Source organism: Paenibacillus sp. NPDC056579, assembly GCF_042793215.1.
Classification (GTDB): Bacteria; Bacillota; Bacilli; order Paenibacillales; family NBRC-103111; genus Paenibacillus_S.
The window spans coordinates 388,355-411,142 of sequence record NZ_JBHTVD010000003.1 but is presented as its reverse complement, the minus strand read 5'-3'; the positions used below and the strand labels follow the sequence as shown (position 1 = coordinate 411,142).

Here is a 22,788-nt window from a genome sequence, read left to right as displayed (position 1 = left end):
ATGAAACCGGATTTAATCGTTCTCCGCCATGGGGAGCTTACTTTAAAGGGGAAGAATCGGCACCGGTTCGAAAAAACCGTGTACGATCAGATCAGAAAGGCAATGAAGCCCTTTGCCAAGCTTACCTTTTTACGGGAATTTGGCAGAGTGTACATGGAGTTGAATGGAGAACCATATAATGAAATAGAGCACCGATTGAAAAAAATTATCGGGCTGACCTCATTCAGTCCGGTACATACCGCACCGCTTGAGCTGGAGGCCATACAACAAAGAGCGTTGGATGCGATGGCAAATCTCGAACATTTGCCAAGCAGCTTTAAAGTATCGGTACGGCGGGTGAACAAGCAATTTCCCCATTCCTCTCAAGAGATGAACAAGCTGGTAGGCGGTTACGTTCTTCGAGAGTATCCCGGACTAAAGGTGGATGTAAACCACCCCGAAGTCGAGCTGAGAGTAGAGCTTCGCGAGGAGAAGGCTCTCGTGTTCTCCCGTGTGATCCAAGGTGTCGGAGGCTTTCCTCTTGGCACTAACGGCAAGGCGATGCTGATGCTCTCGGGCGGTATCGACAGCCCGGCGGCAGGGTATTTGGCTCTAAGGCAGGGCTTGAAGGTTGAAGCGGTTCACTTTCACAGCTATCCGTATACGAGCGAAAGATCGCAGCAAAAGGTCAAGGACCTTGTATCCAAGCTGGCGGAGTATGCCGGCGATATCAAGCTGCATCTGGTACCGTTTACCAGCTTACAGACGCGAGTCCATCAGTCATATAAGAAAAATTTGTTAATAACCGTCTTACGTAGAGCAATGTTCCGAATTACGGAGAGGCTAGCCGAAGAGAACGGAGCTTCGGCCATCGTGACCGGCGAGAGCCTCGGGCAGGTTGCAAGTCAAACGTTAGGCAGCATGAACATCATCGGACGTGCGGTTGATCTTCCGGTTCTGCAGCCATTAATTTGCATGGAGAAGCAGGAAATTATCCGCATTGCGGAGATGATCGACACCTACGACATTTCTATACAGCCTCATGAAGATTGCTGTACGTTATTTTTGCCGCCGTCGCCCAGCACAAATCCGAATCTGCGAGTTGTGGAAGCGATTGAACAGAGCATGGAGTGGCTCGACGAGGAGATCGATCGAGCGGTGGCCGGAACGGAAACGATCTGGATCCAGGCTGGGGAGCAAACTCCGTTCTCGTCCTTTTTCTAAGACGGGATGAAGATGGAATAAACAAAGTGGTTCAAAATGAAATGTGGAGGGTAACGGGAAATGTGGGAATGGTTTCTATTATTTTTGCAAATTATGCTGATTAACATCGTACTAAGCGGCGACAATGCCGTAGTCATCGCGCTTGCGAGCAAAAACCTGCCTGTTCACCAGCGGAAGAAGGCGATCTGGTGGGGAGCATTCGGAGCTATCGGCCTGCGCCTTGTTCTGACGGTCATTGCCGTATACGTATTGACGATCCCGTATATTCAGGCGGCAGGGTCGCTGCTGCTGATGTGGATTGCCATCAAGCTGCTGATTGATGATGAAGGCCACGCCAACGTGAAGGAAGCTTCGACGCTCGGCAAAGCGGTCTGGACTATTATCGTCGCCGACTTTGTCATGAGCCTCGACAACGTTCTGGCAATTGCAGCCAAAGCGAATAATGATTTGACCGTTATCATTCTCGGGATCGGCTTGAGCGTTCCGATTATCATTTGGGGCAGCACGCTTGTCATGAATTTACTCAATAAATATCCGATCCTAGTATTGCTGGGAGCAGGGATTCTCGGATATACGGCAGGCGAGATGTTCGTGAAGGACGAGAGCGCTTCTCATTTCGTGCTCGGGAACACGCCGCACTGGATCATTCCGCTGGCCACTACGATCATCGTCGTTCTAACCGGAGTGTTAAAGAAGCTGCTGGCCAAGCCGAAACCACACCACTCGTAACCGGCACATGTTAAAAGGTTGTAAATGGAACGGCAAAGTTGTCGCTTTGCCTTGCCTTTTGCAGCATTTCCACGTATAATAAACATAAATGTCAAGCGTCGGCGCTTATGTCCGACGCTTGTTTTGTGGAACGGGCCCCGGTTGTTCCTATAATGGAGCAAGGAGAGAAGGGTCAAACTAAGGAGAGGTAAGGGAAAACATGCATTCAAGAGATAAAATCCGCAACATTGCGATTATTGCTCACGTTGACCATGGTAAAACAACTCTGGTAGACAAATTGCTGCAGCAATCCGGTACGTTCCGTGAGAACGAAGCGGTTCAGGAACGTGTAATGGACTCCAACGATTTGGAGAGAGAGCGCGGCATTACCATTCTCGCCAAAAATACCGCAATCCAATATAAAGAGTTTTTGATTAACATCGTCGACACCCCTGGACACGCCGACTTTGGCGGCGAAGTAGAACGGATTATGAAAATGGTTGACGGTGTTTTGCTCGTTGTCGACGCATTCGAAGGCACGATGCCGCAAACGAAATTCGTACTTCGCAAGGCTTTGGAGCAAAACCTGACTCCTATCGTCGTTGTTAACAAAATCGACCGTCCGAATGCCCGTCCTGCCGAAGTGGTGGACGAAGTGCTCGATCTGTTTATCGAGCTTGGCGCGAATGACGATCAGCTCGACTTCCCTGTTGTGTATGCATCCGGCTTGATGGGAACCTCCAGTCTGGAGCCTGAGCCTGAAAAGCAGGACAGCAACATGCAGGCCATTTATGAAACGGTAATTAGCCATATCCCCGCACCGACGGAGAGCGTCGAAGATCCTATGCAATTTTTGGTAACTTTGATGGATTACAATGAATACTTGGGACGTATCGCTATCGGTCGCGTAAACCGCGGTATCGTGAAACAAGGACAGCCGGTTGCGGTTATTAATCGCGAGGGCGTAACGAAGCAAGCACGTATCGAGAAGCTGTTCGGCTTCCAAGGCTTGAAGCGGATTGAAGTGGATCAAGCGGGTGCGGGAGATATTGTCGCTATCGCAGGGATTAAAGATATTAACATCGGAGAAACCATTGCAGACCCTGCTAATCCAGAAGCGCTGCCGGTACTCAAAATCGACGAGCCTACGCTGCAAATGACGTTCCTCGTCAACAACAGCCCGTTCGCGGGACGCGAAGGCAAATGGGTTACTTCCCGGAAGCTTCGCGAGCGTTTGTTCAAGGAGCTGGAAACCGACGTAAGCTTGCGCGTCGATGAAACCGACAGCCCGGATGCATTTATCGTATCGGGCCGCGGCGAGCTGCATCTTGGTATTTTGATCGAGAATATGCGCCGTGAAGGCTTCGAGCTGCAAGTTTCCAAGCCGGAGGTTATTATCAAGCTTATCGACGGTCAAAAGATGGAGCCGATCGAGCGTCTGATCATCGATATTCCGGAAGAAAGCATGGGCTCCGTAATGGAGAGTCTCGGAACCCGCAAAGCGGAAATGGTAAACATGATCAACAACGGCAACGGCAACGTTCGTCTGGAATTCCTGATTCCGGCGCGCGGCTTGATCGGATACCGTACGTACTTCTTGACGCTGACCCGCGGCTACGGTATTATGAACCACGCGTTTGACAGCTACGGTCCATATTACGGAGCAGGAGTCGGTGGCCGTCACGAGGGCGTGCTCGTATCGAGCGAGACCGGCACATCGACCATGTACGGCATGCTGTCCGTAGAGGATCGCGGTATTCTGTTCCTGGAGCCGGGTACGGAAGTATACGAAGGCATGATCGTCGGCGAGCATACGCGCGATACCGACATCATCGTCAATATTTGTAAAGAGAAGCAGCTGACCAACATCCGCTCTGCGGGTAAAGACGATACGGTGAAGATGAAGACTCCTCGTATTTATTCTTTGGAGCAAGCTCTCGAATATTTGAACGACGACGAATATTGTGAAATTACGCCGAAGTCCATTCGTCTGCGCAAAAAGATCTTGAATAAGAGCGAACGCGAACGTGCGGAGAAACACCGCAAAATGGCTGAAGCTAACGCATAACATGCACCCGAGGGAAAGCTCTGATGATTCAGGGCTTTCTTTTTCAACAACCTGGAATACGCATACATTGCTTTGACTTTTCAACAAAAGGGGGTTCAATCATTATGACCGAATGGTTTCGCGAGCATCCGTTCATTACTTACCTCATTATTTTTGTATTGATCACTTATGTGTATAACAGAGTGTTCAAAACTCGCAGACTGCCTATTTTGAAAGAGGCTATCATCTATCTCATGCTGGCGCTGGGAGCGGGGATGCTGCTGTTGTTTCAATTGGGAGCGCTGCCGATCATCCCGAGCTTGTCCGTAGCGGTAGCTATGATGTTCCTGGTGAAGATACGGTACTTCATTCAGGGGCGTGCCAAAAAGCAGTAGTCTTGCGCACTTAAACGTTAGCGGGGTGCTTATGATGGGGAAATATTGGCTGGTACCTGTTGTGTACGAGGGAACGGTAATGATATTGTCGGACGAGCGGATAGCTCTGGCTCCGCAGCCTGCGGCTGAGCGATTTCTTCAGCTGGCGAAATCGGTCCATCCTCGCATGCTGATCCCTTTTAAGGCGAATTTGCTCCTCAGCGACGATTCAGAAGCGGCATGCGGGGTGGATGAGACGCCGTTTGATCTAGCTTCGGGCAAGCCTATCCGTTTCGGTGACGGCATGCTGGAGCTATCCCATTGTGCGGAGGCCTACCTCGATAAGGTGCCGACGACCGCGGAAATGCGCCATCATCTTCAACAATGTCATGAGTTGAAGGCGCCTGCGACGGCGGACGAACCAATTGCGGGCTGGCTGCATACGATGAACAAATGGAATGAGAAGGGCTTCTCCATCCTGCTGCTTAGCTGATACTTAATCTGAAAGGCTGACGTAAGATATTACAAACCAGGTTTGAAATTTAACGATACGGGAAGTGGAGATATGCCTCGGAAGAGTTTACGTCCGCCTTTGAAATTGGTGAAAATACCATTATATATAATAAAAATTCACTGATTTCAACAGCGGCTGGAGGGGCATATTCCACTGGAGTATGCAAGTAAAATTTCATTCCCTAGATTTACGACGTCTGCTTTTCTTTCGAAAACCCAAGCACCGCTTACGACGCAAGCTTTCCTTCGGAAAGCTCTTAGGAGGACAACAAAGTGAAATTGGAGGACGCCTTTTTTAACTGGCTGCAAATGAAGATTGTATCCGAAGCGAGACCGGACGACCGGGCGGCGGAGGACACCAGGCTGTTTTTTGAAGAAATACTGCGCGAAGACCACTCCGTCACCTCCTACCAAATCACAGACGATGACAGCAAAATCGTGATAACCTACCAGATCGGCGAAGAAGTCAAAAAGCTTCAGTTCGAAAAGGAGTACGCCGAGCAGCTGCTCACGGATATTAATTCCAATCCTATCTACAATCAGTGACATATATATAGGACGCCTTCGATACAATAAATTAAACATGTTCGAAAGGAGTGTCCGACAATTATTGGAGTACATAGCAGCAAGTACCATAGCGCAACTGTCTGTGGTTGCCAAGCAGTTCCTGTGCTATAATGAGGTTACATTAACACAATAAAGAGATACACAGGAGGGGTAACCATGGCAGAAACGATCACAGTTCTGCAGGAGCCTTTAATGGCATCTTTGCAAAAAGAAGCTCTTGCGCTGCTCAGCACTATTGATTTTGAATCCGGTGGTCCGAGCATGAATGCGGTATCCTGGCTCTATGCCAAAGATCCTGAAACCATTCGCTTCGCTGTGGATCAAAGGTCCCGTATTATTACCAACCTGAACAACAATGATCTCGTTAATGTCACTTTCATCGGAGCGGGGTCCGTACATGCCATTTACGGAAAAGCCCGGCAGGTGACGAATGTATTGGACGGGGTTCCGTTCAAATTGGCCTGCTATGACATTCAAATCACCGCGGTACGCGATGCGATGTTCTATGGCTCGCGCATTTCGGTTGCGCCTGAATATGAGAAAACCTACGATAAACGCGCAGCAGATAAGCTGGATGCGCAAGTTTTCGATGCTATGAAAAAAGCCTAGAATGCTGCTGATTCTAGGCTTTTTCTCCATATGACTCAAACCGCTACATTTGTTGATTCGGCATTTGCGGTTCCGTGCTTCTCGGTGACGGCGGCGCAGGCTGCACGTCCCTCGGAATTTGCGGCATAATCCGGCCGATGATCTCCGCCATCTCTTCGGCAAACCCGCTTATCGGCCGGCCGCCGGCAATGCTTTCTCTAATTTTGCGAAGCCTTGCGGCCATATCCATATCCGCAGTAACTACAGCATTAACGCCGTAAGGATCTTTCTTTAAAGCTTCCGCGACCGATAGTTTAATGGTTCCGATTTTGGACCGGTCCATATCCGGAGGCAAATTGATCCCGACTACCGCCGTGTTCCCGAAAACGACGCAATTGGCGCTTTCAACCTGAGGTATGCTGGTGGCGATTTGCTCCAAACGTTCGGAGACAGCCCGGGAATCGACGATTTCTTTTTTCTGAGGCGCCGTCTGCTGCACCTGAACTTGTCGATTCGCATCATTCGTCGGGGAGGGGGAAGCTCCATTCTTTGGTGATTGGTTACAACCTACCAATACAGACAACAACAGAATACTGTAGACAAACATTCTCATTAGTCATCGACCCTTTCTATCCCTTAATTGCTGCGGTTAGTTTGTCCTTACTAGTTGATTCCTATGTATTACGGCAACCAAACACCGGCCTGGGAGGGACTCAAATGGAAAAAATTTTTGTATTGGATACCAACGTATTATTACAGGATCCTAACGCAATATTTGCTTTTGAGGATAATGAGGTCGTCATTCCCGCCATTGTGCTGGAGGAGATCGACAGCAAGAAACGTAATGCGGATGAGTTGGGACGCAATGCCAGACAGATCTCTCGGATGATGGACAGCCTGCGTTCCAAGGGAAGGCTGTATGAGGGAATACCGCTGCCGAACGGCGGCAGTCTGAAGGTAGAATTGAATCACAGGAGCTTTGCCAAGCTGCAGGAAGTGTTTGCCGAAGTGACGAGCGACAACCGGATCTTGGCGGTCGCGCTGAATTATCATCTGGAAGAGCAGGAGAAGGCGGTGCCGCGGCCCGTCATCATTGTAAGTAAAGATACCCTGGTGAGGATTAAAGCGGATGTGCTCGGATTGACGGCGCAGGATTATTTGACCGACCGGATCGTCAACATGCCGGATATGTATATGGGCTATTTGACCATTCACGCGCATCCTTCGATCATCGACGAATTTTATTCGTACCGTTTTTTGAGCGTAAATTCCTTGAATTTGGCCTACCCGCTGCACCCGCATGAATTCGTTATTTTGAAAGATGAGATGGGTACCTCGAAATCCGCGCTGTTGAAAGTCAATGCGGAAGGAAAGAAGCTGGAGCCGTTATATTTAAGTAACGATCCGATTTGGGGGATAGGAGCCCGCAACGCGCAGCAGCGTATGGCGCTGGAGCTTCTGCTGAACGACGATATCCCGATCGTTACGCTGACGGGCAAGGCCGGCACAGGGAAGACGCTCTTGACGCTAGCGGCAGGATTGATGAAGGTAGAGGATGAACGCAAATATAAGAAGCTGCTGATTGCGCGTCCGGTCGTTCCTATGGGCAAAGATATCGGATATTTGCCGGGCGAGAAGGAAGAGAAGCTCCGCCCGTGGATGCAGCCGATTTACGATAATTTGGAATATTTATTCGATACGAAAAAACCGGGCGATATCGATAAAGTGCTGGCGGGTCTCGGCAGCATTCAGGTGGAAGCGTTGACGTACATTCGCGGCCGCTCGATTCCGGGGCAGTTTATCATCATCGATGAAGCGCAGAACTTATCCAAGCATGAGATCAAGACCATCGTCTCGAGGGTCGGAGAGGGCAGTAAAATCGTTTTGCTGGGCGATCCCGAGCAAATAGACCATCCGTACCTGGATGCCTCCAGCAACGGCCTCACGTACGTTGTAGAGCGTTTCAAGGGGCAGCAAATCAGCGGACATATAACGCTGGAGCGCGGCGAACGCTCCCATCTCGCTCAACTCGCGGCAGATTTGCTCTAGCATAAGAAAAACAGCGGTTCCAGCTTGTATCACTAAGCCGGAGCCGCTGTTTTATTTATGGATGAATTGAACCGTACAGCGGTATGCAGCAGCGATTCTGAGCATAAGCTCATCCGACTGCGCTTGCGCAACGTAGAAGGTTTCGTCCTCCCGGCCGAACCGGGCCAGCAAATGCTCGTCCATCTGCAGGGCTGCCTGCGCAGGCTCGGCGCCGGGACCGTCTTCGCGGATAGTAAATATACAGGCCGCATCGCTGTATACATATACATGCTCGGATCGGCTGATCAAGCCGAAATCGGTAAGCGTAGGCAACACATAGACAGGGGGAGGAAGAAGGATCAGATCCAAATCCTCAAAGGGGATTTTATACTGCTCCATAATCGGGTAGGCGGCATCGCGCTCTTCCGTCTCCGAGAAAATGAGCAGCTCCTTATCCCTGTCAAATAGAGGCGCCTTAGCGGCCAGCGCTTTGACGATCTGCGCATAAAATCCAGGAAGCTTACCGTCCGGAAGCTCCATTAGCAATCCGTATTTTTGCTCCATTATTCTCCCCCGTATTCTTTAAGGAATTGTCATGATTGTTTTTGCCGGAACGTTATCACTATTATTCATCAAAAACCTTTGCGTTGCAACGGCAATAGATTATAAGGCCAGCTTAAGGAAAATACTCAGCTTCCCTTCCTGCAGACGAACATCGGTTACTTGCAGGAACGAGGCGATGCTTTGCGGGTAAATGCCCAGGTCGAAATCCTTCTCCATGGCTTCGATAGTAGTCTGTGGCAAGTCGAAGCCGTTGAATTTGAGCTGACTCATATGAAATCGGATATATTTGCCCTTTACGCTTTCCTTCGTCGCGATTTCGTAGCTCCCCTTAATCGCCACTTCCATTTGATCCTGCTTCCCCGTCGCTATAACCTGTGAATCCTTGAAACGAAATGTCATATTGTTGAATAACGGATTTTTGGTACGAAGGAATGCATTAAGCTCTTGGTCCGTAATCTGGAATGTGTACTGAAAGCCGTTCATGATCAGATGGGTGTTTTTACCGTCGGCACCGGTGGCGTTGACTAGTTCGGGAAGCTGTTTCATAGCCTGTGCCAACGCGGTGAAATACGTTCTAAACAGCGGAATGCCTTTCTCCTGCCACTGGACGGTCAGATCCGTTATTTGCTTTAGAACGGGCGCTGCATCGGCCTGCATGGAGAGCTCCGTATCGATTTGCCGTTGAAGCAGAACCTGCTGCTCCCGCTGCTTCGTATACCGGTCTTTCGATTGCTGCAGAGCGTCTTGAGAGGAACGAAGCGACGACGTGAGATCCTTAAGCTGCCGTTCGCTATCCTTATAAGCTTGCAGCGTTCTATGGTCGTTGCCGAGAATCATTTGCATATATTCGAACATGACGAGGGCTTCCTTAAAAGAAGAGACGGTAAAAAGCAGCATCCAGAGCGATTCGCGATCGCCCATATAATACGCTCGTAGTATCTGGCCGGCATGCTTTTTCGTTTGTACGGATAAAGCCTGCTGCTCATGGAGCCGCTGCTCCGTCGAGGCAAGCTGCAGGACAAGCTTCGACTGCTCCTGCTCGATTCGCGCCAGCTCTTGATCGATTTCGAATACGGTCAAGCTCTTTTGCAGCAGCAGCTTCGTATCATCGTTCGCGGCAAGCGCGGGGCCGGCTAAAAGAGACAAGCATAGGCTAAAGCAAATCAGGATGCAGGCTGCTTTGGGCAAGGGCCTCATCAGGCATTGTTCCTTTCTGAATGGAATTCCTAATCAGATTATCACAACTCTATGAAGAAATGGGCAAAAAAATACTTCTTCCGAAGAAGAAGCAGGTCAAGCTATAAAATTCGTTATTTTTTACCGGCATCCGCAGGAGCAGGCTTCACCAATCGCAGCAGTTCGTCGAGCGACTTTTGCTTGGCCGGCGTCTCCTGAGTGAAAGCGGGATTTTGGTTCACCTCGGATAAGGTTTGAGTCCATACAAGCTTATTCTCGTTCGTGCTTGTTCCTGTGGCAAATACGAGCGACCACGTTTGCTCGCGAATGTAGCCGTCATTGTCGATGCGCAGATTGATGCTGCTTGGGGCATGGAGTTTGATCTGCTGCAGGGAAGCCGTCAAGGAGTCGAGCGTTCCCGCGTTGGACAATCCGTTGGTTTTCAAGCTGTTCATCAGCCCCGGGATCACGGTCGCTTTAAGATAATCGTTGAACGCTTGCTCGTTCTTTTTGTTCACATCGATCGTGATGCTCTTAACCGGAGTGCCGTCTTGAAGCGTAGCTTGATCCTTGGCGGTTACGAGCCATTTGGGATCGATGCCGTTCAGCAATTGCTTCGTTAATTCAGCGGTCAAATGACCTGTATTTTTCAGCGGGTCGGCCGAACCGTTGGCGCCGGATGCAGCCGGAAGTCCGGAAGCAATGGGGAGCACCATGTATTCGTCCTGCTTATTTAACGGTGGCATATGGAAAAACAATTTGCTATCTTTAATGATGACGGGGATCGCGATCGCGGAGCCGCCATTCGGAGTCACGTTCAAAGTCGTCTCCATTCGCGACGGTTCCAGAGAAGAGACGCCCTTGTACTCGATTTTGCTGTCTTTGAGCAAAGCGAACAGCGTTGCCGTCACCGGGCTGGCTTGGCCGATCAAGGAAGCGTCGGCTTTCAGCTCGATGGAGCCTTGGAAACGATAATTGATGATCTGCTCCTGCTTGCTGACGGCTTGGAGCAGTTCCTGCTTGACCTGTGTATTGTCCGTACAGCCGGTCATGAACAAGGCTATTCCAATGGTTAACAGCAAAGCAACGATAACGGTAAACTTACGATAGGCGAACAACATAAAAGCCCCTTCCAAATGAAATCGAACATATCTATGAAACATCCTTCAATTATAACGACTATGGGCGAATTTGTCTTTAGTCAAAAGGTGACATGTTTCAAAGGAATTCAAGGGTCTGAAGGGGGAGGAGAAATCATGATTCAGGGGAATCCGCAGCTGGTCCGGTCGATTGTAGAACAAATCCGCCGAAGCCCGGATCAGGCTATTTCGTTTCACGATTACATGGAGCAGTGCTTGTATCATCCGGAATACGGCTACTACATGAGTGATAGGACCAAAATCGGGCGTGAAGGCGACTTTTATACCAGCTCCTCGATCGGAACGATCATGGGGGAGGTGCTGGCTCGGTACATAGCGTCTCAGGCTGCCTATTTCGGCCCTGGGGCCGCGTTAAGGGTAGTGGAGTGGGGTGGCGGAACCGGAAGGCTTGCAAGGCTGATTCTGGACGAGCTGAAGCGTCTGGATACAGACCTATATGAGCGGACCGCATATATTAGCGTAGAGAAAAGCGAGCGCCATAGGGCTATGCAGCAGGATGCGCTTACCGAACATAAAGAACGAGTACAATGGATGACGGACGAGCAATGGCGGAGTCAAGGCCCATGGGAGAACGTTATCATCTTCTCGAACGAACTGCTCGATGCGTTCCCGGTCCACCGGATTCAGTGGATCGGAGGGAGACCGTATGAGCTGTATGTAGAATGGGACGAGAGCGGTCAAGCCTTCGCGGAACAACCGTTCAGATTGGTGGAAGAAGACGAGCCGCTCGGGACGTATTTACACGCTCAAGAGGTCGACTTTCAGGAAGGACAGCAGCTGGAGGTGAACCTTCACGCGCTGGACTGGATTCGCAGCATTGGAGCGGCAGTGGGCCGCGGACAGCTGATAACCGTCGACTACGGCGATCAGGCGGAGGAACTGTATGCGGAGCACCGGATGAAGGGGACGATTATAGGCTACCGCAGCCACATGGCGTCGGAGCAATTTTATAGCGCTCCGGGATGGCAGGACATCACGTCGCATGTGAACTTCACGGCTCTGATTCGCGCCGGGGTGCACGCGGGCCTGCGGTTAAAGAGCTGTACGACGCAGAAGCAGTTTTTGCTAGAGAACGGCATCCTTCAGATGCTGCAGGACGCCATGGGCGCGGATCCGTTCAGCGAGGCGGCCCGCCGAAACCGGTCGATTCGCCAGCTGCTACTGAGCGATCAGATGAGCGAGCTGTTCAAGGTGCTTGTACAAGAAAAAAGGTGAGTCCGCTCAGTGCGGCTCACCTTTTTCCTATGCCAATCCAAGTTCATATCGGGGAAATGCTTTAGATGGACATTTTGAAGAAAGACCAGTACGTGAATCCCGTAAAGGAAATAATCATGTACCCCCAAAAAAGCAATATGTAGGTACGTTCGGATAGTTTCAAATATCCCAACAATACGAAGATAGCCGTTTGGGCAAAAAAGAGCATTGCCATCGGAACCAACTCGCCGGCCAGCGCCATCAATCCGATAACCAATGTCCAAAAGCCAAGCACGCGAAACATGCGATCCATTGTGCATCCCCCTTCCCTTACGAGTTTCCGTGAGAAGCCAAAAGCGAATCATTATCGTTCGACCCATTTTTCTCACTGGCGTTATTTACTATTAGACATTATAACGGTTGCTTCAATTGGTGTAAACGTCCAATACGTGACGAATTTAAAACAATTTGTGTTTGCCATGATCTTAAGCTTTCCCTAACGCCCGCCAATTCATGTATGAGTCCCTTAAAAAATGGCAATACAAAATAGTAGAAAACGATTCTATGAACTCTACTATGGGCATAGAGATGAAGTAACGCAACATTCCATGTCTTAACTTTTCAATAGATGTTTGGATGGAACAGGGATGTTTGATTACCCAGGGGTTAGGAGGACTGCTATTGTATGACAGCTATCAGACAAGATGCTTGGAGCGAGGAAGACGATTTAATATTGGCGGAGGTGACATTGCGTCACATTCGTGAAGGTAGTACACAGCTAACCGCCTTTGAGGAAGTGGGCGAGAAAATCGGCAGAACCGCCGCTGCTTGCGGTTTCCGCTGGAATAGTTTTGTAAGAAAAAAATACGAGGCTGCTATTCAAATTGCAAAAGCCCAAAGACAAAAGAGGAATCAGCAGAAAAAGCATTCCGGATTCGCTGCCGTTTCCAACAATACGGCGGTTTTGGACCATAGCGATCATGTAAAAGCGAACGATTCTTTTTCCGAGGAATCTATTTCTATTGATGCGGTGATCCGTTTCTTGAGGCAGTGGAAAGCGACGTATCAGGAAATGTCCCGCCATATACGCCATTTGGAGAAAGAATTAAGCGAGAAGACGGACGAACTCGAAAGATTGCGTGACGAGAACGACGTCCTGAACAAGCAGGTCAATGAAGTCGAAACGGATTATCGCGTCGTGAACGATGATTACAAAGCGCTTATTCAAATTATGGATCGTGCACGGAAACTGGCCTTTCTTGTAGAGGAAGAAGACGAGGGCAAGCCTAGATTCAAGATGGATGCGAACGGTAATTTAGAAAGAATAGATTGAGAGCGGCTCCGCGGCTACGGCTTGCGGAGCTTTCGTTTGTACGGGCTAGCTGATATGATGGTGGAGAACAATGGAAACGGCGAAGGTAGTTCAAAGGGGATAGAGTCATGAAGGTAAGAGTCATAGGTGCAGGGGCGCTTGGCTTGCTGGTCTCGGCGTCGCTAGCATCCGCAGGAGCCGACGTAGAGCTTGTGACAAGAACGCGGGAGCAGGCAGAGCAGTTAGAGATGGACGGCTTGCTGCTGACAAGAGCAGCGCCGGAAGGCGGGCGCGAAAGCGTGAAGGTTCATCCTCCGGTTGCGTCATGGGATGAGTGGATAGCTCAGCCGTGTACGCAGTCTGCGACCGAGATTATTGCGCTGACCGTGAAGCAGTCAGCCGTAACGGATGAATTGGCGAAGGTTCTTGCAGAGCGGCTCGGTCCGTCGGCCCATCTTGTGTGTTTTCAAAACGGCATAGGCCACACGGATATTTTGTCGGCACGCATCAGTCCTTCTCAGATCATGCTCGCGGTCACGACGGAAGGGGCGTTAAAGCATTCGCCGACGGAGGTGGAGCATACCGGCCGAGGCATCACCTGGCTCGGAGGCATGATTCCGGCAGGGAATCGACACGACGATGAAAAAATGTTAAAAAAACTGCAAAATGTGCTGCAGAATGCAGGATTCGGCGTCTCTTTGTCGAACCAAATGACTAGTAAAGTATGGAATAAGCTGCTGATAAATGCCGTAATCAATCCGTTGACTGCCATATTGCAAATTGCGAACGGAAAGCTGCTCGAGCTGCCGGCTTCGCGCGAGCTTATGCGTCTGCTGTATGACGAGGGGGTCACGTTGGCGGACAAGCTGAATATCGAGCTGGCCGAAGATTTATGGGAGCAGCTGGAGACCGTATGCCGCCGAACCGCGGCGAATCAATCGTCCATGCTCCAGGATGTTCGCGCCGAGCGGCTAACGGAGCTTGACGCCATTACGGGAGGCTTGTTGGCCAAAGCGCACCAGACAGGGATTCAGCTGCCGACACACGAAACGGTGTACCGATTGGTCCGGTCCATAGAGCAGCAGTGGACTAAAAAATAGGTAGGAGCAGGTGATCTGGCCGTGAGCGCGTTCATGGGGTGGCTGCAAACTCTGTACACTTTTTTGGCGCTAGTTCCGTTTGTTTCGTTTTTCGCAACTTGGGGTATAACATACTATGTAACGAAGGATAAAAAGAAGGCGACTTATCTTTCGGTCGATGTGACCACGTTGTTTTTGATCGGTTCCGTGGCCGTCATGACGCGGCAGCTGTTTGAGACCGGTCTTGGGCTTTGGGCGATGATCTTGTTGTTCCTGATCGCCGGAGGCTTGCTGGGCAATATGCAAAATCGGGTAAAAGGCAAGATCGACCCTGTGAAAATCGGAAGAACGCTGCTTCGTCTCGGATTTGTCGTCCTATCCGCCTGCTACGTACTGCTGGTATTTATCGGAATAGGGAAATATATTGTTGCAAGCTGATAATAATAATACATAGAGCCGCCAGTTGGACACTGCCCTGCTAAGCGAGAGGGAGTGTCCGCCGTTCATTCTCCTTCCATTCCCCGGACCGTTCTTATAAAGGCAACGAGATGCTTTACCTCTGTGGGGGTAAGGGCTTTGCCGTCCAATAGTAAACTATCCTTCTCCAAACATAATAAGTCCATTTTGATGATTGCAGCTTTTTTTTCGTTAGGAAATTTGGGATCATGTACTCGACCTAATACATAGTCTATCGAAGTCTCAAACAGATCAGCCAATGCCCGTATAGCCTCCAGTGACGGTTCGCGATAGCCTGATTCGTAGCCTGCGTAGGTGCTTTTTGCAATGCCGAGCCGGTCAGCGGTGTACTGAATAGACCAACGTTTACTTTTTCTCAATTCGGTTAATCTATTTAAAACCATATTTTATTTATCCCCCTTAGTTCAAATCCCATTATAACACCGGGAATGCGATACTCAAGAGTGTTGTTCGCGATACGCGTAATTATCGCTTGATTTATCGATTTTTCATGAATATAATAGGATAGAAAAGTCGCAATAAGCGTACGATATGATTTCATCCGAGGTGCGGATCATGAAAAAACTACTTCTGTTGGCTACAGGAGGAACCATTGCTGCCGTTCAAGGCATGGAAGGATTGGCTCCCGGCATGGATGCGGATGAGCTGATAAGCTTTCTAGACGGCAAGAATCAAGATTACCGTCTGGACAGCAAGCTTCTAATGAATATTGACTCCACCAACATGCAGCCCGAGTCCTGGGTGAAAATTGCCGAAGCCATATACGAGAACTACTCTCAATATGACGGCTTCGTTATTACCCATGGAACCGATACGATGGCATATACCTCAGCAGCGCTTTCCTACATGCTTCACAATGTGAACAAACCGGTTGTTATTACCGGCTCCCAAGTCCCTATCAATGTCAAGAAAACCGATGCCAAGAGAAATGTGCTTGACTCGATCCGTTTTGCGTGCGAAGACACAGGCGGCGTTTTTTTGGTTTTTGACGGCAGAGTCATCAGAGGCACGAGAGCGGTAAAAATCCGTACCAAAAGCTACGACGCTTTTGAAAGCATTAATCACCCTTACATTGCCTATATTAGCGGCTCCGAAGTCAAATACGTCAATGCGATGCCGCCAAGAACGAGCAAAAAGCTCAAGCTGGATCCGTTACTGAATCCGGATGTGTTCTTGTTAAAGCTGGTTCCGGGAACGAAGCCCGAGATTTTCAACTATTTGCAGCCTTTATACCGGGGTGTTATTATTGAGAGCTTCGGCAATGGAGGCATACCGTTCCAAGGAAGGGATTTGCTGCCCAAGGTGAGAGAGCTGATCGCATCCGGCGTTGCAGTTGTTATTACGACGCAGTGTTTGGAGGAAGGCGAAGACTTGAACCTGTACGAGGTAGGCCGCAAAGTTTCCAAAGATCTGATTATTTTGTCGGGAGATATGAATACCGAAGCGATCGTTCCCAAATTAATGTGGGCATTAGGCAAATCAAACGACCTCAATGAGGTTAAAAAGATTATGGAGACTCCCGTCAATTACGATATTACGATTTAGCCATACTAATGATGAGCGGGCAGCTTTGCCGTGAACAGCCATAACTGCATAATCAAACTTGCACAGGACATAATAGGTGAGAATGTAAGTTATTTGAAAAACGTGTGCCAAGTTTATTTTGTGCTGCTTTGTACCGGAAGGTGCAGGTTAATTTGAATATTCAGGAACCGTTGGCAAGGCTCGTCTCCTTTTTACCATTTAATTGACCATGGTATAATATTCAACTAGCATTAATTGACCGTTGGTTGTATAATTTTTTATTGGTAACGGTTTCAAGTATTTACAAAATTAAAAAAATACTTTATTATTCAAGGGTGTTAATTCTGGGTGAGGTTTTCTGACATCATTCGGAGATGCCATATAATTACATATCTATCAGAGGAGGATATCTATGAAGTTGAAAAAACTTCTAGTCCTGGCCACAGTAACAGCCATGTTCGGTACCGTTGCTGCAGGCTGTGCGGACAACACGAAGAATCAAGCTGGGGGTACAGACACAAAAGCGCCGGCTCAAGAATTGAGAATAAATCTATCTGCTGAGCCGCCTGCATTGGACAGCTCTATTGCAACAACCAACCCTACATTTACGATTATCAACGCCATCAATGAAGGGTTGTACCGTTTGGATGCGGAAGGCAAGCCACAGCCTGGACTTGCCAAAGAATTACCGAAGATTTCTGCTGACGGTCTGGTATATACGATTACATTGCGTGACGGCTTGACTTGGGCGGACGGCACGCCTTTGAAAGCAAGTGATTTTGAATATGCGTACAAGCGTACGTTGGACCCTGCTACCAAAGCGAAATATGCGTCCATGCTGTCCTGGATTAAAGGCGGCGCTGCGCTGAACACAGCGAAGCCGGAAGAGGTTGAAGCGAAGAAAGCGGAAGTCGGCGTAAAAGCTAAAGATGACAAAACGCTGGAAATCACTTTGGAGAAGCCGGTAGCATTCTTCACCGACCAATTGTCCATGCCGATCTTCTTCCCGCAAAAGCCTGATTTCGTTAAAAGCCAAGGCGACAAATACGGCGCTGACGCTGATAAAGTTATCGGTGCAGGACCGTTCAAGCTGGAGAAATGGGATCACGAGCAGCAGCTGATTCTTGTGAAAAACGACAAGTACTGGGATGCAGCGAACGTGAAGCTGAACAAAGTTACGGTTAACGTTGTAAAAGATGCAAGCACATCCTTGAACATGTACGAAACGAACCAAGTGGACTTGACTGAGCTGAAAGGCGACCAGTTCAAAATGTATCAAGGCAAGCCAGACCTGGCTTTGAAAAAGGAATTTGTATCCTCCTATGTCATGTTCCAAACAAAGAAAGTTCCGGCATTTGCTAACGCTAAAGTTCGTCAAGCACTTGGCATGGCAATCGACCGCAAAGCTTTGAATGAAGTAGTTCTTGGCGGAGCATCCATTCCGTCTACCGGTTTGGTACCGGGAACGGTTCTTGACGGCAACAAGCAAGAATTCCGTAAGGTTGCCGGCGATGCACAGCCTGCATACGACCCTGCCAAAGCAAAAACATTGCTGGCTGAAGGCTTGAAAGAGCTGAATATGACATCACTGCCTACATTCAAGCTGACTTCCGACGATACGGATACTTCCAAGAAGACGATTGAATTTATTCAAGCGCAATGGAAGCAAAACCTAGGCGTTGACGTCACCGGCGAGCCGTTGCCGTTCGCGCTGCGCGTAAAAAACATGCAAGAAAACAATTTTGACTCCTTGATTGCTCTATGGGGCGCTGATTACAACGACCCTATGACATTCCTGGATATGTGGGTTTCCGATAACAAATCGTTTAACTACATGCAGTACTCCAGCCCTCAATACGACCAATTGGTTAAGGGTGCCGATAAAGAAATCGATTTGGCTAAACGCTCCAAAATGCTGATCGATGCCGAGAAGCAGCTTATGAGCGATATGCCTTTGGCTCCGCTTTATTTCCGGACAAGACCATATGCGAAGAAAACCAATATTGACGGTTTAATTCTTCCGGCTATGTCCAAAGAGTGGGAATTGAAATGGGTTAGCTTGAAGTAATTGCAGCAAGCTTTTAGCCCTTGCACAGGCTGAAGTTGTTCATCAATGGGGCCGTTCTGAAAGCCGTTTGGAACGGTCTCATTGTTATTTTTTTTGCAGGTTAAGCATGCCCGAAGCGTATTGTCTATTTGGATTGAAGTTGAGCTGCTTCGCAAACATAGTCCTCCTCTGCAACATTGAGTCTATGCTTGCGAAGCAGTTTGGCTCCATTAGAACCCGGGACTGACTGTGAGATTTTTATTTTTTTTTAATTAAGTACAGGAGGTGTATTATGCTTCGCTACACATTGCGTCGTTTAGTCTATATGGTCATTACCTTGTGGCTGATCGTCACGTTCACCTTTGTGCTTATGAAAAATTTGCCGGGTGATCCATTCGGTGAAGACACGCTAAAACTTACTGCAGAGCAGAAGCAGCTTTTATATGCACAGTACGGCTTGGATAAGCCGATTTGGGAGCAGTACTTGAAGTATATGAATAATGTCATTCACGGGGACCTGGGTGTATCGTATGCTTTTCCAACCCGGAAAGTGACCGAAATTATCGCGCAAGGCTTTCCGGCTTCGCTGGAATTGGGGCTTTGGGCGCTGTTAATTGCGATTGTGGTAGGTCTGATTCTGGGGATCATCGCGTCTTTGAATCATAACAAGGGCTGGGATATCGGGGCGATGTTTACCGCTGTTGTGGGGATTTCCATTCCTTCGTTCGTCTTGGCGCCTCTGTTGTCTTATTTTATCGGCGTTAAGCTCGGTTGGCTGCCTGCGGGGATGTGGACCGGTGCCTCCAGCAGGGTGCTTCCTGCCATTGCTCTATCATTTGGTACCATAGCGATATTGGCACGTTTGATGAGAACGTCCATGCTCGATGTATTAAGTCTGGATTATATCAAAACGGCTAAAGCGAAAGGCTTATCGCAGCGAGCCATCGTAATCCGCCATACGCTCAGAAACGCTATTTTGCCAGTCGTAACCGTAATCGGACCGGTATTCGTCAACTTGATTACAGGCACGCTGGTCGTTGAGCAAATCTTCGTCGTACCAGGTCTCGGGAAGCACTTTGTCCAATCCATTTATTCGAACGATTATACGATGATTACCGGATTGACTATTTTTTATTCGTTCTTATTAGTTGTTGTATTGTTCATCACCGATATTTTGTACGGATTGGTTGATCCACGTATACGTCTGACTAAGGGAGGTTCCAAGTAATGCAAATATCGAAAGATATGTTTCAGCCCGTAGCCAAAGGAACGGACCGTGGAGATGTCATCGTACGTCCATCTATGACTTATTGGCAGGATGCTTGGAGAAGGCTTAAGAAAAATAAGCTGGCTATGTTCGGTCTTATCACATTGATCGCGCTGTCTTTGCTTGCAATCTTCGGACCGATCTTTTCGCAATATGATTATGCTACGCAAAACTATGACATTAAAAACCTGAAGCCGTCCGCAGAGCACTGGTTCGGTACCGACGATTTCGGCCGTGACTTGTGGGTTCGTATTTGGTGGGGAACTAGAATCTCGCTTGCCATCGGGATTACCGCAGCTTTGCTCGATTTGGTGTTCGGGGTATTATACGGAGGCATCTCCGCTTATTATGGCGGTCGTGTCGACGATATTATGCAGCGTATTATCGAAATTATTTACTCGATTCCTTTCTTGTTGATCTCCATCCTGCTCATTGTCGTAATCGGCCCCGGATTTAAAACGATCATTATCGCGTATGCGATAACCGGCTGGGTACCGATGGCACGGCTCGTACGCGGTCAAATTTTGACGTTGAAGGAGCAGGAATACGTTCTTGCAGCAAGGACGCTTGGCGCTAACGGCGCTCGCATAATTCTGAAGCATTTGGTGCCGAACGCACTCGGCTTGATTATTGTACAGATTACGTTTATCGTTCCGTCCGCTATTTTTGTGGAAGCATTTTTGAGCTTTATCGGTCTGGGAATACGGGTTCCTCTAGCTTCCTTGGGCGCTCTCTTGTCTGACGGCGCAGGCGCTATTCGTTTGTACCCGCACCGCATTATTTTCCCGACTATTATTTTCAGCTTGATTCTGATGAGCTTCAACCTGCTTGGTGACGGGCTTCGCGATGCGCTGGATCCGAAAATGAGAAAGTAATGGAGAGCAGCTAAGCTCTCGAATCGGGCTTACGCCCTACATCAAAGCATGCAGGAGGTGCCAACCATGAGTAAAAATATATTGGAGGTTAAAGACCTCAAGGTATCCTTCCGCACATATGTCGGTGAAGTACAGGCGGTACGCGGTGTTTCTTTTGAGCTTAAAAAAGGAGAAGTGCTGGCGATCGTTGGTGAATCCGGCTGCGGAAAATCCGTTACTGCACAAACCATTATGAGACTGATTCCGTCCCCGCCAAGCGTTATTAAAGGCGGCTCGATCAAATTCGACGGCAAGACGGAAATCACTCAATGTTCAGATAGACAAATGGAAAAAATTCGCGGTTCCGAGATGGGCATGATCTTCCAGGATCCTATGACCTCTCTGAATCCGACGATGACGATAGGCAAACAAATTACGGAAGGCCTTATCAAGCATCAAAACGTGAGCAAAGCTGCGGCAAATGAACGTGCCATTGAAATTTTGAAAATGGTAGGAATTTCCAATCCGGAAGGCCGTATTCATCAATACCCTCACGAGTTTTCCGGCGGTATGCGCCAGCGCGTTATGATTGCCATTGCATTGGCCTGTAATCCGAAGCTGCTTATCGCAGACGAGCCTACCACAGCTCTTGACGTGACGATTCAAGCGCAAATCATCGATCTGATGAAGTCCTTGTCCGAAAAAACGGAAGCTTCGATCATCGTCATCACCCACGACCTCGGCGTTGTGGCGGAGATGGCTCAACGAGTAATCGTTATGTACGCGGGTAAAGTTGTCGAGCAAGGCACGGTTGACGAGCTGTTCTACGATCCGAAGCATCCTTACACATGGGGACTGTTACGTTCCGTACCTCGGCTCGACCACGATGCCGACAGCGATCTGGTTCCGATTCCGGGCACGCCGCCGGATTTGTTCGCTCCGCCGAAAGGCTGCGCGTTCGCTGCCCGCTGCCCTTACGCGATGAAAGCCTGTCTGGAGTTCGATCCGGAGCATACGAAGCTGACCGAGACGCATTCCGCAGCCTGCTGGCTGCTTCATCCCGATGCGCCTAAAGTGGAACGACCTGTAGAAGTGGGAGGTGCAGCACGATGAGCGGGAAACCATTATTGGAAGTTCGCAACCTGCAAAAGCATTTTCAGGTGTCCAACGGAAAAACGCTGAAAGCCGTAGATAATTTGAACTTCTCCATCAATCAAGGGGAGACGTTCGGTCTCGTAGGCGAATCCGGCTGCGGTAAATCGACGGCTGGCCGGACGATCATCCGCCTTTATGAGGCTACCGGCGGGGAAGTATTGTTTAATGGTGAAAACATTCACAATCTCCGCGGCCGCAAGCTGAACGAGTTCCGTCGTCAAATGCAGATGGTGTTCCAGGATCCGTACGCATCCTTGAATCCGCGGATGACGGTAGGGAACATCATCGCCGAGGGCGTCGATATCCATGGCTTATATACCGGAGCGAAGCGCAAAGAACGCGTGTTCGAGCTGCTGGAAGCCGTAGGCTTGAACTCCGAGCATGCGAGCCGCTTCCCGCACGAATTTTCCGGCGGACAGCGACAACGGATCGGGATTGCCCGTGCGCTGGCCATCGAGCCTAAGTTCATTATCGCCGATGAGCCGATTTCCGCATTGGACGTGTCCGTTCAGGCGCAGGTGGTCAATCTGTTCAAGAAGCTGCAAAAAGAGCATGGTTTGACGTATTTGTTCATCGCGCACGATTTGGCGATGGTTAAGCATATTTCCGACCGGATCGGCGTTATGTACCTTGGCAAGCTGGTTGAGGTTACAACCTCCGACGAGCTGTACGCCAAGCCGCTGCATCCGTATACGGAGTCGCTGCTTTCCGCCATTCCGATCCCGGACCCGGAAGTGGAAAGAACCCGCGAGCGGATCATTCTGCAGGGCGAGATTCCAAGCCCGCTGAATCCTCCGAGCGGCTGCCCGTTCCGCACCCGTTGTCCGAAGGCGATGCCGGAATGTGCGGCTTCGATGCCGGAGTTCAAGGAAGTAGAGCCGAATCACTATGTAGCCTGCCATTTGTATTAATTTATATAATAGGAAGAAAGCCGGAACGTTCGGGGCAGCT

General features: G+C 49.3%; 24 protein-coding genes. 18 read left to right on the top strand and 6 right to left on the bottom strand.

The window, feature by feature from the left end; all coding sequences use genetic code 11:
* From thiI to ACFQ88_RS14425, 7 genes are all read left to right on the top strand, one after another.
* A complete protein-coding gene (thiI, locus tag ACFQ88_RS14455; RefSeq protein WP_379454566.1) occupies positions 1 to 1,203 on the top strand; it encodes a tRNA uracil 4-sulfurtransferase ThiI in 1,203 nt (400 codons plus the stop codon).
* 60 nt (positions 1,204 to 1,263) lie between these two features.
* Positions 1,264 to 1,932: a TerC family protein gene (locus ACFQ88_RS14450; protein WP_379454565.1), complete on the top strand. Its 669-nt coding sequence runs from the start codon at positions 1,264 to 1,266 to the stop codon at positions 1,930 to 1,932.
* A gap of 199 nt (positions 1,933 to 2,131) precedes the next feature.
* Positions 2,132 to 3,979, top strand: a complete 1,848-nt coding sequence (gene typA, locus ACFQ88_RS14445; protein WP_239627008.1) for a translational GTPase TypA — start codon at positions 2,132 to 2,134, stop codon at positions 3,977 to 3,979.
* A gap of 104 nt (positions 3,980 to 4,083) precedes the next feature.
* Entirely contained in the window at positions 4,084 to 4,353 is a 270-nt protein-coding gene (locus ACFQ88_RS14440; RefSeq protein ID WP_239627006.1) for a YlaH-like family protein, read from the top strand.
* A 34-nt stretch (positions 4,354 to 4,387) separates the two neighbouring features.
* The gene (locus ACFQ88_RS14435) at positions 4,388 to 4,825 is read left to right on the top strand and encodes a hypothetical protein (protein WP_379454564.1); all 438 of its coding nucleotides are present in this window, start codon (positions 4,388 to 4,390) and stop codon (positions 4,823 to 4,825) included.
* A 293-nt stretch (positions 4,826 to 5,118) separates the two neighbouring features.
* A complete protein-coding gene (locus tag ACFQ88_RS14430) occupies positions 5,119 to 5,391 on the top strand; it encodes a hypothetical protein (protein WP_379454563.1) in 273 nt (90 codons plus the stop codon).
* Positions 5,392 to 5,568: 177 nt separating this feature from the next.
* Positions 5,569 to 6,021 (top strand): pyridoxamine 5'-phosphate oxidase family protein, encoded by a 453-nt coding sequence (locus ACFQ88_RS14425; RefSeq protein ID WP_239627000.1) that lies wholly within the window; start codon positions 5,569 to 5,571, stop codon positions 6,019 to 6,021.
* A gap of 43 nt (positions 6,022 to 6,064) precedes the next feature.
* Here ACFQ88_RS14425 and ACFQ88_RS14420 read toward each other — a convergent pair whose 3' ends face one another.
* Positions 6,065 to 6,613: a YhcN/YlaJ family sporulation lipoprotein gene (locus tag ACFQ88_RS14420; RefSeq protein ID WP_239626998.1), complete on the bottom strand. Its 549-nt coding sequence runs from the start codon at positions 6,611 to 6,613 to the stop codon at positions 6,065 to 6,067.
* A 104-nt stretch (positions 6,614 to 6,717) separates the two neighbouring features.
* Here ACFQ88_RS14420 and ACFQ88_RS14415 point away from each other — a divergent pair, with 104 nt between their 5' ends.
* The gene (locus tag ACFQ88_RS14415; RefSeq protein WP_239626997.1) at positions 6,718 to 8,049 is read left to right on the top strand and encodes a PhoH family protein; all 1,332 of its coding nucleotides are present in this window, start codon (positions 6,718 to 6,720) and stop codon (positions 8,047 to 8,049) included.
* A gap of 51 nt (positions 8,050 to 8,100) precedes the next feature.
* Here ACFQ88_RS14415 and ACFQ88_RS14410 read toward each other — a convergent pair whose 3' ends face one another.
* The 3 genes from ACFQ88_RS14410 to ACFQ88_RS14400 form a co-directional block, all read right to left on the bottom strand.
* A complete protein-coding gene (locus ACFQ88_RS14410) occupies positions 8,101 to 8,592 on the bottom strand; it encodes a hypothetical protein (protein ID WP_379454562.1) in 492 nt (163 codons plus the stop codon).
* Positions 8,593 to 8,691: 99 nt separating this feature from the next.
* Positions 8,692 to 9,789 carry a hypothetical protein gene (locus ACFQ88_RS14405; RefSeq protein ID WP_379454561.1) on the bottom strand — a complete coding sequence of 366 codons (1,098 nt, stop codon included), beginning with the start codon at positions 9,787 to 9,789 and terminating at the stop codon, positions 8,692 to 8,694.
* A 113-nt stretch (positions 9,790 to 9,902) separates the two neighbouring features.
* Positions 9,903 to 10,889, bottom strand: coding sequence for a hypothetical protein (locus tag ACFQ88_RS14400; RefSeq protein ID WP_379454560.1), 987 nt, complete (start codon positions 10,887 to 10,889; stop codon positions 9,903 to 9,905).
* A gap of 135 nt (positions 10,890 to 11,024) precedes the next feature.
* Here ACFQ88_RS14400 and ACFQ88_RS14395 point away from each other — a divergent pair, with 135 nt between their 5' ends.
* Positions 11,025 to 12,143: a class I SAM-dependent methyltransferase gene (locus tag ACFQ88_RS14395; protein ID WP_379454559.1), complete on the top strand. Its 1,119-nt coding sequence runs from the start codon at positions 11,025 to 11,027 to the stop codon at positions 12,141 to 12,143.
* A 61-nt stretch (positions 12,144 to 12,204) separates the two neighbouring features.
* Here the strand turns inward: ACFQ88_RS14395 and ACFQ88_RS14390 are convergent, their stop codons facing one another.
* Positions 12,205 to 12,435, bottom strand: coding sequence for a DUF2626 domain-containing protein (locus ACFQ88_RS14390; protein ID WP_239626992.1), 231 nt, complete (start codon positions 12,433 to 12,435; stop codon positions 12,205 to 12,207).
* Between the two features lie 372 nt (positions 12,436 to 12,807).
* Here ACFQ88_RS14390 and ACFQ88_RS14385 point away from each other — a divergent pair, with 372 nt between their 5' ends.
* From ACFQ88_RS14385 to ACFQ88_RS14375, 3 genes are all read left to right on the top strand, one after another.
* Complete coding sequence (locus tag ACFQ88_RS14385; protein WP_239626990.1) at positions 12,808 to 13,455, top strand: RsfA family transcriptional regulator; 648 nt, start codon at positions 12,808 to 12,810, stop codon at positions 13,453 to 13,455.
* A gap of 107 nt (positions 13,456 to 13,562) precedes the next feature.
* The gene (locus ACFQ88_RS14380; RefSeq protein WP_379454558.1) at positions 13,563 to 14,534 is read left to right on the top strand and encodes a ketopantoate reductase family protein; all 972 of its coding nucleotides are present in this window, start codon (positions 13,563 to 13,565) and stop codon (positions 14,532 to 14,534) included.
* 21 nt (positions 14,535 to 14,555) lie between these two features.
* Positions 14,556 to 14,951 carry a DUF3397 domain-containing protein gene (locus ACFQ88_RS14375; RefSeq protein WP_239626985.1) on the top strand — a complete coding sequence of 132 codons (396 nt, stop codon included), beginning with the start codon at positions 14,556 to 14,558 and terminating at the stop codon, positions 14,949 to 14,951.
* Between the two features lie 65 nt (positions 14,952 to 15,016).
* Here the strand turns inward: ACFQ88_RS14375 and ACFQ88_RS14370 are convergent, their stop codons facing one another.
* Positions 15,017 to 15,373, bottom strand: coding sequence for a helix-turn-helix domain-containing protein (locus ACFQ88_RS14370; RefSeq protein WP_379454557.1), 357 nt, complete (start codon positions 15,371 to 15,373; stop codon positions 15,017 to 15,019).
* Between the two features lie 172 nt (positions 15,374 to 15,545).
* On the opposite strand from ACFQ88_RS14370, the gene ACFQ88_RS14365 reads away from it, so the two are divergent.
* From ACFQ88_RS14365 to ACFQ88_RS14340, 6 genes are all read left to right on the top strand, one after another.
* Positions 15,546 to 16,535, top strand: a complete 990-nt coding sequence (locus ACFQ88_RS14365; protein ID WP_239626979.1) for an asparaginase — start codon at positions 15,546 to 15,548, stop codon at positions 16,533 to 16,535.
* Between the two features lie 391 nt (positions 16,536 to 16,926).
* Positions 16,927 to 18,582, top strand: coding sequence for a peptide ABC transporter substrate-binding protein (locus tag ACFQ88_RS14360; protein ID WP_379454556.1), 1,656 nt, complete (start codon positions 16,927 to 16,929; stop codon positions 18,580 to 18,582).
* Between the two features lie 271 nt (positions 18,583 to 18,853).
* Positions 18,854 to 19,789 carry an ABC transporter permease gene (locus ACFQ88_RS14355; protein WP_239626975.1) on the top strand — a complete coding sequence of 312 codons (936 nt, stop codon included), beginning with the start codon at positions 18,854 to 18,856 and terminating at the stop codon, positions 19,787 to 19,789.
* Positions 19,789 to 20,703: an ABC transporter permease gene (locus ACFQ88_RS14350; protein WP_379454555.1), complete on the top strand. Its 915-nt coding sequence runs from the start codon at positions 19,789 to 19,791 to the stop codon at positions 20,701 to 20,703. Before ACFQ88_RS14355 ends, ACFQ88_RS14350 begins: the two co-directional genes overlap by 1 nt.
* A gap of 66 nt (positions 20,704 to 20,769) precedes the next feature.
* Positions 20,770 to 21,795, top strand: coding sequence for an ABC transporter ATP-binding protein (locus ACFQ88_RS14345; protein WP_379454554.1), 1,026 nt, complete (start codon positions 20,770 to 20,772; stop codon positions 21,793 to 21,795).
* A complete protein-coding gene (locus ACFQ88_RS14340; RefSeq protein WP_379454553.1) occupies positions 21,792 to 22,748 on the top strand; it encodes an ABC transporter ATP-binding protein in 957 nt (318 codons plus the stop codon). Before ACFQ88_RS14345 ends, ACFQ88_RS14340 begins: the two co-directional genes overlap by 4 nt.
* Positions 22,749 to 22,788 lie beyond the last annotated feature (40 nt).